The organism is Pseudomonas sp. BN414, from assembly GCF_029871275.1.
Taxonomy (GTDB): Bacteria; Pseudomonadota; Gammaproteobacteria; order Pseudomonadales; family Pseudomonadaceae; genus Metapseudomonas; species Metapseudomonas resinovorans_C.
In genome coordinates this window covers 535032-544226 of sequence record NZ_SSOL01000078.1, presented here as the reverse complement: position 1 = coordinate 544226, position 9195 = coordinate 535032, and the positions used below count along the sequence as shown (strand labels likewise).

The 9195-nt window shown below is 63.0% G+C and carries 10 protein-coding genes; 7 read left to right on the top strand and 3 right to left on the bottom strand.

What is annotated here, in order from left to right; genetic code table 11:
- Positions 1 to 726, top strand: a 726-nt coding sequence (locus E8E95_RS27765) for an aldehyde dehydrogenase family protein (RefSeq protein ID WP_280348954.1), incomplete at its 5' end; no start/stop codon positions are given.
- A gap of 127 nt (positions 727 to 853) precedes the next feature.
- Positions 854 to 2005, top strand: coding sequence for an MFS transporter (locus E8E95_RS27760; protein ID WP_280355425.1), 1152 nt, complete (start codon positions 854 to 856; stop codon positions 2003 to 2005).
- Between the two features lie 60 nt (positions 2006 to 2065).
- Here the strand turns inward: E8E95_RS27760 and E8E95_RS27755 are convergent, their stop codons facing one another.
- Positions 2066 to 3388, bottom strand: coding sequence for an FAD-binding oxidoreductase (locus E8E95_RS27755; protein WP_280355423.1), 1323 nt, complete (start codon positions 3386 to 3388; stop codon positions 2066 to 2068).
- A 99-nt stretch (positions 3389 to 3487) separates the two neighbouring features.
- Entirely contained in the window at positions 3488 to 3976 is a 489-nt protein-coding gene (locus E8E95_RS27750; protein ID WP_016495366.1) for an Lrp/AsnC ligand binding domain-containing protein, read from the bottom strand.
- A 158-nt stretch (positions 3977 to 4134) separates the two neighbouring features.
- On the opposite strand from E8E95_RS27750, the gene dadA reads away from it, so the two are divergent.
- The 5 genes from dadA (at position 4135) to E8E95_RS27725 (ending at position 8198) form a co-directional block, all read left to right on the top strand.
- The gene (gene dadA, locus E8E95_RS27745; protein WP_280355422.1) at positions 4135 to 5433 is read left to right on the top strand and encodes a D-amino acid dehydrogenase; all 1299 of its coding nucleotides are present in this window, start codon (positions 4135 to 4137) and stop codon (positions 5431 to 5433) included.
- A complete protein-coding gene (locus E8E95_RS27740; RefSeq protein WP_077525547.1) occupies positions 5408 to 5761 on the top strand; it encodes a RidA family protein in 354 nt (117 codons plus the stop codon). The genes dadA and E8E95_RS27740 overlap by 26 nt, the downstream gene beginning before the upstream one ends.
- Positions 5762 to 5828: 67 nt before the next feature.
- Entirely contained in the window at positions 5829 to 6896 is a 1068-nt protein-coding gene (gene alr / locus E8E95_RS27735) for an alanine racemase (RefSeq protein ID WP_280355420.1), read from the top strand.
- 198 nt (positions 6897 to 7094) lie between these two features.
- Positions 7095 to 7643 (top strand): cupin domain-containing protein, encoded by a 549-nt coding sequence (locus tag E8E95_RS27730; RefSeq protein ID WP_077525549.1) that lies wholly within the window; start codon positions 7095 to 7097, stop codon positions 7641 to 7643.
- Positions 7644 to 7775: 132 nt separating this feature from the next.
- Entirely contained in the window at positions 7776 to 8198 is a 423-nt protein-coding gene (locus tag E8E95_RS27725) for a c-type cytochrome (protein ID WP_077525550.1), read from the top strand.
- Between the two features lie 396 nt (positions 8199 to 8594).
- Here E8E95_RS27725 and E8E95_RS27720 read toward each other — a convergent pair whose 3' ends face one another.
- On the bottom strand, positions 8595 to 9167 hold the full coding sequence (locus E8E95_RS27720; RefSeq protein ID WP_151138365.1) for a xanthine phosphoribosyltransferase: 573 nt from the start codon (positions 9165 to 9167) through the stop codon (positions 8595 to 8597).
- Positions 9168 to 9195: the final 28 nt, after the last annotated feature.

Genomic DNA, 9195 nt, shown 5'->3' with positions numbered 1-9195 from the left:
GGCGAATCCAACATGAAGCGCGTCTGGCTGGAAGCCGGCGGCAAGAGCCCGAACATCGTCTTCGCCGACGCCCCTGACCTGCAGGCCGCGGCCGAAGCCGCTGCTGGCGCCATCGCCTTCAACCAGGGTGAAGTCTGCACCGCAGGTTCGCGCCTGCTGGTGGAGCGCTCCATCAAGGACACGTTCGTGCCCATGGTGGTCGAGGCGATCAAGGCCTGGAAACCGGGCAACCCGCTGGACCCGGCGACCAACGTCGGTGCCCTGGTGGATACCACCCAGATGAACAACGTTCTGTCCTACATCCAGGCTGGCCATGACGACGGCGCCAAGCTGGTGGCCGGTGGCAAGCGCGTGCTGGAAGAGACCGGCGGCACCTACGTCGAGCCGACCATCTTCGACGGCGTGAGCAACGCCATGCGCATCGCCAAGGAAGAGATCTTCGGCCCGGTGCTCTCGGTCATCGCCTTCGACAGCGAAGAAGAAGCCGTCGCCATCGCCAACGACACCATCTATGGCCTGGCCGCAGCGGTATGGACCAGCAATCTGTCCCGCGCTCACCTGATCGGCAAGGCCCTGCGCGCCGGCAGCGTGTGGATCAACCAGTACGACGGCGGCGACATGACCGCGCCCTTCGGCGGCTTCAAGCAGTCCGGCAACGGCCGCGACAAGTCGCTGCATGCCTTCGACAAGTACACCGAGCTGAAAGCCACCTGGATCAAGCTCTGACAGTGCATTGAGGTCCGCCCCTCTAAATCGAGGGGCCGGCTCTAGGAGCCACGCCTGCGGCCGGGTTTCCAGTAATGGAACCCGGCCGTTTTTGCTTTGCCCGACAAGGAAAGGGAGGACATCGGCGATGCGTTGGGGAACCTATTTCGCGGTGTGCGGCGCGGTCATCAGCATCGGCCTCGCCTTGGGCGTGACCATGCCGTTGGTGTCGCTGCGGCTGGAGAGCTGGGGCTATGACAGCTTCGCCATCGGTGTGATGGCGGCGACCCCGGCAGTAGGCGTGCTGCTCGGTGCTGTGATCGCCGGACGGCTGGCAGCGCGGTTCGGCACCACGACCCTGATGCAGCTCTGCCTGCTCGTGGGCGCCTTGTCCGTGGGCTTGCTGGCGCTGGTCCAGGTTTATCCCGTCTGGTTATTGCTGCGGTTGCTGATCGGTGTCGCCCTGACGGTGGTGTTCATCCTCGGTGAAAGCTGGATCAACCAATTGGCAGTGGAAGAGTGGCGCGGCCGCCTGGTGGCACTCTATGGCACCGGCTACGCCCTGAGCCAACTGTCCGGCCCGTTGCTGCTCGCGGCAATCGGCACCGGCAACGATCTCGGCTTCTGGACCGGCACCGGGCTGCTGGTGGGTGGTTCGCTGCTGTTGCTCGGCCGTACCGGCGCCCCCAGCGTCGATGCCCATAGCGCGTCGGGTCGCGGGCTCTGGTCCTTCTGCACGCGTCTACCGACCATTGCCTGGGCAGTCGTACTGTTCGCCGCCTTTGAAGCGATGATGCTGACCTTGCTGCCGATCTATGGCCTGCGTCAGGGATTCACCCAGGAAGTGGCCTTGTTGATGGCCAGCGTGGTGGTCGTGGGTGATGCCGCGCTGCAGCTTCCCATTGGCTGGCTGGCAGACCGGATGTCCCGCCTCAGCCTGTTCCGCATCTGTGGCGTCGCGCTACTGGGGAGTAGCCTGGCCATTCCGCTATTGCTTCATACACCGCTGATCTGGCCGATCTGGGTGCTGTTCGGGGCCAGCGCAGGCGGCCTCTTCACCCTGGCGCTGATCCTGATCGGTGAACGCTATCGGGATGACGAGCTGGTACGGGCCAACGCTCATATCGCCCAGCTCTGGGGGGTTGGCTGCCTGATCGGGCCTCTGGTAACCGGCGCCGCAAGCCAGTGGATAAGTGGCCATGCGCTGCCGCTGATGATGGCCCTGGGCGCTGCGGGGTTCGTCTGGCTGGCCTGGACCCGCGAACTATTCGACGACGGCGCCGAAGCGGTCGCCGACTGAGACGACAAGGGCCGCATGTGCGGCCCTTGTCTCGTGAAGGTATTCGCTCCCACGGGATAGTCAGACGACCCCCACCGCTTCCTTCATTCGGTACCAGAGCATCCCGAGTGCCAGCAGCGGCGAACGCAGGTGGCGGCCGCCCGGGAAGGTGATGTGCGGGACCCTGGAGAAGACATCGAAACCATTGCTCTGCTCGCCGCAAATGGCCTCGGCTAGTAGTTGGCCAGCCAGGTGGGTGGCGTTCACGCCGTGACCGGAATAGGCCTGGGCGAAGTAGACATTGGGCTGGTCTGGCAGCTTGCCGATCTGCGGTAGACGGTTGGCGCCGATGCCGATCATGCCGCCCCACTGGTAATCGATGCGCACGTTCTCCAATTGCGGGAACACCTTGAGCATCTTCGGTCGCATGTAGGCGGCGATGTCCGCCGGGTCACGTCCCGAATAGTGGCAGGCACCGCCGAAGAGCAGGCGGTTGTCGGCGGAGAGCCGGTAGTAATCCAGCGCCACGCGCTGGTCGCAGACCGCCATGTTCTGCGGCAGCAGTTCACGGGCGAGTTCGGCCGACAGTGGCTCGGTGGCGATCACGTAGCTGCCGGCGGGCAGCACCTTGCCGCCGAGGGTGGAGTTGAGGTTGTTCATGTACGCGTTGCAACCCAGCACGAGGGTCTTGGCGCGGACGTGTCCACGGGCGGTATGCACCTTCACTTCGGGGCCGTAGTCGATGCGGGTGACCGCGGAATGCTCGAACAGGCGCACGCCGAGGGAATGCGCGGCAGCGGCCTCGCCCAGGGCGAGGTTCAGCGGATGCAGGTGACCGGAACCCATGTCGATCAGGCCGCCCACATAGCGGTCCGAGCCGACTACGCTGCGCATTTCATGGGCTTGTAGCAGTCGCATTTCATGGCGGTAGCCGAGGCCTTTCAGCTCTTCCATGTCTTCCGCAAAGCCGGCGAGGTCGCGCGGCTTGTTGGCAAGGTCGCAGTAGCCCCAGGTCAGGTCGCAGTCGATGGAGAACTCCTCGACGCGGCGGCGGACGATCTCCACTGCTTCCAGACCCATGAGCTTGAGTGAGCGCACGCCTTCGGCGCCGATCACTGACTCGAACTGCTCGACGCCATGGCCGACGCCACGAATCAGCTGCCCGCCATTGCGCCCGCTGGCGCCCCAGCCGATCTGGCGGGATTCCAGCAACACCACGGAACGACCGCGCTTGGCCAGTTCGATCGCCGTGTTCAGCCCGGAGTAACCGCCACCGACAATGCACACGTCGGCCACCTCCTCTCCCGCCAGGGGCGGGTAATCGACGCGCCGATTGGCGGTCGCTGCGTAATAGGAGGGGGCGTGGTGTTCGGTATGCACCGGGATGCGAACGCGGGCGTTCATGTGCGAAATCCTGATTTTGTTGTTTGGAAAATTTTACGCCCGGGCAGGATAAGGCGAACCCCCGAACTGTGCCAAGGGGTTCGGAACGCTCGTAACAAATCAGTCGGGGATCGGCAGGTTCAGTGACTCTTTCACTTCTTCCATGACGATGTAGGACTTGGATTCACGCACGTGTGGCAGCTTCAGCAGGATGTCGCCGAGCAGCTTGCGGTAGGAGGCCATCTCGTTGATTCGGGCTTTCACCAGGTAGTCGAAATCGCCCGAGACCAGGTGGCATTCGAGTACGTGGGGGAGCTTGAGTACGGCGCGTCGGAAGTCTTCGAAGGTGTCGCCGGACTTGTAGTCCAGGCTGATCTCGACGAATACCAGCAGGCTGGCCTTCAGGTGCTGCGGGTTCAGCCGCGCGTTGTAGCCGAGGATGATGCCCTCGCGCTCCAGGCGGCGCACACGCTCGGTGCAGGGCGTAGTGGAAAGCCCCACGCGTTCGCCCAGCTCGGTGAAGGAGATCCGGCCGTCTTCCTGCAGGATTCGTAAAATATTCCGGTCTATCTTGTCCAGTTCACGACGGGATTGATGCTGGGTGCGCATGGTGGATGCCCCTCCGCTTAAGCGCATTCTGCCGAGAATTATCGCCAAATATAGCTATCTATATAGTGAATATCACTGCGTTTGTCTCCCTATACTTCGCGCCAATGACGCTCAAAATAACAAACGCAGCGGAATCCCCGTTGCGAATGGAGACAGACATGCGAGTGATGGTCCTTGGCAGTGGTGTGATCGGTACGACTAGCGCCTATTACCTGGCCCAAGCGGGGTTCGAGGTGGTCGTGGTCGACCGCCAGAACGCTGTGGCCATGGAAACCAGCTTCGCCAACGCTGGCCAGGTTTCCCCCGGTTATGCATCGCCCTGGGCGGCGCCCGGCGTGCCGCTGAAGGCCGTCAAATGGATGCTGCAGCAGCACGCGCCGCTGGCCATTCGCACCACCAGCGACATCGACCAGTACCTGTGGATGACGCAGATGCTGCGCAACTGCACCGCCGCCCGCTATGCGGTGAACAAGGAGCGCATGGTGCGTCTGTCCGAGTACAGCCGTGACTGCCTCGACGAGCTCCGCGCTGAGACCGGCATCAGCTACGAAGGCCGCGCACTCGGTACCACCCAACTGTTCCGCACCCAGGCCCAGGTAGACGCCGCCGCCAAGGACATCGCCGTGCTCGAAGCGTCCGGCGTGCCCTACGAATTGCTCGACCGTGACGGCATCGCCCGCGTCGAGCCGGCCCTGGCCAACGTCAAGCACAAGCTGGCCGGCGCCCTGCGCCTGCCCAACGACCAGACCGGCGACTGCCAGATGTTCACCACCCGCCTCGCCGAAATGGCGGAGAAGCTGGGCGTGGAATTCCGCTTCGGCCAGAACATCGAAGGCCTGGACTTCGCTGGCGACCGCATCAATGGCGTGTGGATCGATGGCAAGTTGGAAACCGCAGATCGCTACGTGCTGGCACTGGGAAGCTACACCCCGCAAATGCTCAAGCCGCTCGGCATCAAGGCTCCGGTCTATCCGCTCAAGGGTTATTCGCTGACCGTGCCGATCACCAATCCGGCCATGGCTCCGACCTCGACCATTCTCGACGAGACCTACAAGGTCGCCATCACTCGCTTCGACAACCGCATCCGTGTAGGCGGCATGGCCGAGATCACCGGTTTCAACCTGGACCTGAATCCGGCTCGCCGCGACACCCTGGAAATGATCACCGCCGACCTCTACCCGGAAGGTGGCGATCTGTCCCAGGCGATCTTCTGGACTGGCCTGCGCCCGGCGACTCCGGACGGCACCCCGATCGTCGGCGCCACTCCGTTCCGCAACCTGTTCCTCAATACCGGCCACGGCACCCTGGGTTGGACCATGGCCTGCGGCTCCGGCCGTCTGCTCGCGGACCTGATGGCGCGCAAGCGTCCGCAGATCAGCGCAGAAGGCCTGGACATCTTCCGCTACGGCAATTCCAAAGAGACCCCGAGCAATGTCAATCCAGCGCCTGCGCACTGAAACCCGCTACAGCGAAATCGTCATCCACAACGGCACCGTCTACCTGGCCGGCCAACTGGATGAGAAGCACAGCGCGGGTGTCGGCCAGCAGACTCGCGAAACCCTGGCCGCCATTGACGCGCTGCTGGACGAGGCAGGTACCGACAGGAGTCGCATCCTGTCGGTGACCATCTACCTGAAGGACATGGAGGCGGACTATGCCGCGATGAACGCGGTGTGGGATGCCTGGGTGCCGAAGGGCGCCGCTCCGGCCCGTGCCTGCGTCGAGGCGAAGATGTACTCGCCCGACGTGCTCGTGGAAATGACGGTCGTCGCCGCTCTTCCCTAAGTTTCTTGCTCAGCCCGGCGTTCGCGCCGGGTTTTTTCCACCCGATCAATTAGAAGAAGCCCTCGCCATGCGTCCCGCCCGTGCCCTGATCGACCTCGAAGCCCTGCGCCACAACTACCGCCTCGCCCGCGAAGTCAGCGGCGCCAAGGCCCTCGCCGTGGTCAAGGCTGACGCTTATGGCCATGGCGCGGTGCGCTGCGCCCAGGCACTGGAATCCGAGGCCAACGGTTTCGCCGTGGCCTGCATCGAGGAAGCGCTGCAATTGCGCGCGGCGGGTATCCGCAAGCCGATCCTGCTGCTGGAAGGATTCTTCGAGGCCGAGGAGTTGGAGCTGATCCAGGAACACGATTTCTGGACCGTGGTGCACTCCGGCTGGCAGCTGGACGCCATCGAGCGCGCCAATCTCCACAAGCCGCTGACCGTCTGGCTCAAGCTGGATTCGGGCATGCACCGCGTTGGCCTGCATCCGGCTGAGTACCGTGATGCCTGGCAGCGCCTGCAGGCGAGTGGAAAGGTCGAGAAGATCGTATTGATGAGCCACTTCGCTCGCGCCGATGAGCTGGATTGCACCAGCAGCGTCGAGCAGGTGGCGGTATTCGAACAGGCCCGCGCCGGACTCGAGGCCGAGGTCAGCCTGCGCAACTCACCGGCCGTGCTGGGTTGGCCGCAGGTGCCGAGCGATTGGGTGCGCCCCGGCATCATGCTCTACGGCGCGACTCCCTTCGAGCAGCCGCACGCCCTGGCGGAGCGTCTGAAGCCGGTGATGACCCTCGAATCGAAGATCATCAGCGTACGTGAACTGCCGGCTGGACAGCCGGTTGGCTATGGCGCGAAGTTCGTCACCGAGCGCCCGACCCGCGTCGGCGTCGTCGCCATGGGATACGCCGATGGTTATCCGCGCCACGCGCCCACCGGTACGCCGGTGAGCATCGACGGGCAGCCGAGCCGCCTCATTGGTCGGGTCTCCATGGACATGCTCACGGTCGATCTCACCGATCTGCCCGACGCAGGCCTGGGCAGCCGTGTCGAGCTCTGGGGCAAGGAGGTTCTGGCCAGTGATGTGGCGGCCCATGCCGGCACCATTCCCTATCAGATCTTCTGCAACCTGCGCCGCGTACCGCTCGTCTACAGCTGATCCTGATTCTTCGGCGAAGTGATAGTTATCTTGATCATTTCGCCGATATTCAACGCGTTTTCTCCGACGATCTCCGGTTCTCACCTGGAGAGGGCAAAGTTCGTCCCGGATCCACAGCCGAAGTGTTGTAAATACTGAACGCTGTTGCCATGATACGGCGACCGTGACTACCCCTGATCCCCAAGGAGGATCCCGCCATTGGACGTCGGCGTTCGACTGCAAGCCATCCGTAAGCTGAAAGGCCTGTCCCAGCGTGAGCTCGCCAAGCGCGCGGGTGTCACCAACAGCACGATTTCCATGATCGAGAAGAACAGTGTCAGCCCTTCAATCAGCTCGCTGAAGAAGGTGCTGGGGGGCATTCCCATGTCGCTGGTGGAGTTCTTCTCCCTTGATCTCGAGCAGGAAAACCAGGTCCAGGTGGTTTATCGGGCATCCGAACTCACCGATATCTGCAGCGGTGCCATCACCATGAAGCTGGTGGGCAAGGCCCATCCGAGCCGCGCCCTGGCATTCCTCGACGAGACCTATCCGCCGGGTTCCGACACCGGCGATGAGATGTACGCCCATGACGGCGAAGAGGCCGGCATGTTGGTGGAAGGTCGCCTGGAGTTGACCATCGGCAGCGAGGTGTACGTCCTCGAGCCTGGCGACAGCTACTACTTCGAAAGCAGCAAGCCGCACCGCTTCCGCAATCCCTTCGATGCTCCGGCGCGCCTGATCAGTGCGACCACGCCGGCGAACTTCTGAATTCCATAACCGCCACGGACATTTCCCTGCGACAAGTTGCGTTGTTTCAGCGTGGCGGACTAACCGTATATACTTGCGCCCGCTCGCGAAACCGTGGCCGCGGGCGATACTAGCCACGATGAGGGTGTAAGGGTGAACCTAATCAAGAAGATGCTGGCGGCCCATGCTGCCGTATTGGCCCTGTGGGCTGTTAGTGCCCAGGCCGCGACCGACGACGCCATTGCCGAGCGCATCAAGCCGGTGGGCGAGGTCTGCGTCCAGGGTCAGGAATGCAAAGGTGTTGGCGCCGTAGCAGCCGCTGCTGGCGGCGGTGCGCGTACGCCGGACGACATCATTGCCAAGCACTGTGGCGCCTGCCACACCGCTGGCGTTCTCGGCGCGCCGAAGATTGGCGATGCCGCTGCCTGGAAAGAGCGTGCTGACCACCAGGGCGGCCTCGACGGCATCCTGGCCAAGGCCATCACCGGCATCAACAGCATGCCGCCGAAGGGCACCTGCGCTGACTGCACCGATGATGAGCTGAAAGGCGCCATCAAGAAGATGTCCGGCCTGTAATAGCGCCGCCATCAATGAAAAAGCCGCCCAAGGGCGGCTTTTTTGTGCCTGCTCGCTGCGACCTGTTGTCGCAGTCCGGGAGCGCTGTGTGAATTCATTCGCGACTCCTCGGATCGGTAGGTTGGGCTGAGCTCTGCGAAGCCCAACGATACCAACTGAACACGCCCGTTGGGCTTCGTGGGCTCAGCCACAACCTACGGCAGGACTTCGTCCTGCATCGCGATTGAAATCACTCCCACACCATGACGAGCCGCTTGCGTAGGTTGGGTAGAGCGAAGCGAAACCCAACATTCGACCCTCCATTGTTGGGTCTCGTACCTCGACCCAACCTACGGCAGGACTTCGTCCTGTTTGGCGAATGAATTCGCCCCTACAGCATCTCGGGCCGTTCGCGGATCAATCGACGAAGGTGACCTTGCCGTCGGCGAGCGAGGCAACGCGCGCCAGGGACTCGATCCGGTAGCCTTCGCTTTGCAGGAGGGCACGGCCTTCCTGGAAGGACTTCTCGATCACGATGCCGATACCGGCGACGCTGGCGCCTGCCTGCTGGATCAGGTCGATCAGCGCCTTGGCGGCGTGGCCGTTGGCGAGGAAGTCGTCGATCACCAGCACGTTGTCAGCGGCAGTCAGGTGCTTGGCCGAGATGGCGATGGTGCTCTCGGTCTGCTTGGTGAAGGAGAACACCTTGGAGATCAGCAGGTCGTTCTTAAGGGTCAGCGACTGGAACTTGCGGGCGAAGATCACCGGCACGCCCAGTTCCAGACCGGCCATCACTGCAGGGGCGATGCCCGAGGCTTCGATGGTGACGATCTTGGTGATGCCCTGGCCCTTGAAGCGTTCGGCGAACTCATGGCCCACCTGCTGCATCAGGCGCGGATCGATCTGGTGGTTGAGAAAGGCGTCGACCTTCAGTACCTGCTCGGACAGTACGATGCCTTCTTCACGAATCTTCTGTTTCAGCGCTTCCACGCCTGTACCCTCATATGTGTATGCCCGG

What these genes read in the sequence shown, in the direction of transcription:
- E8E95_RS27750 (WP_016495366.1), bottom strand. Translation starts at nt 3,976, where the DNA reads ATGCGCACCCAGCATCAATCCCGTCGTGAACTGGACAAGATAGACCGG.
- alr (WP_280355420.1), top strand. Translation starts at nt 5,829, where the DNA reads ATGCGTCCCGCCCGTGCCCTGATCGACCTCGAAGCCCTGCGCCACAAC.
- E8E95_RS27740 (WP_077525547.1), top strand. Translation starts at nt 5,408, where the DNA reads ATGTCAATCCAGCGCCTGCGCACTGAAACCCGCTACAGCGAAATCGTC.
- dadA (WP_280355422.1), top strand. Translation starts at nt 4,135, where the DNA reads ATGCGAGTGATGGTCCTTGGCAGTGGTGTGATCGGTACGACTAGCGCC.
- E8E95_RS27755 (WP_280355423.1), bottom strand. Translation starts at nt 3,388, where the DNA reads ATGAACGCCCGCGTTCGCATCCCGGTGCATACCGAACACCACGCCCCC.
- E8E95_RS27760 (WP_280355425.1), top strand. Translation starts at nt 854, where the DNA reads ATGCGTTGGGGAACCTATTTCGCGGTGTGCGGCGCGGTCATCAGCATC.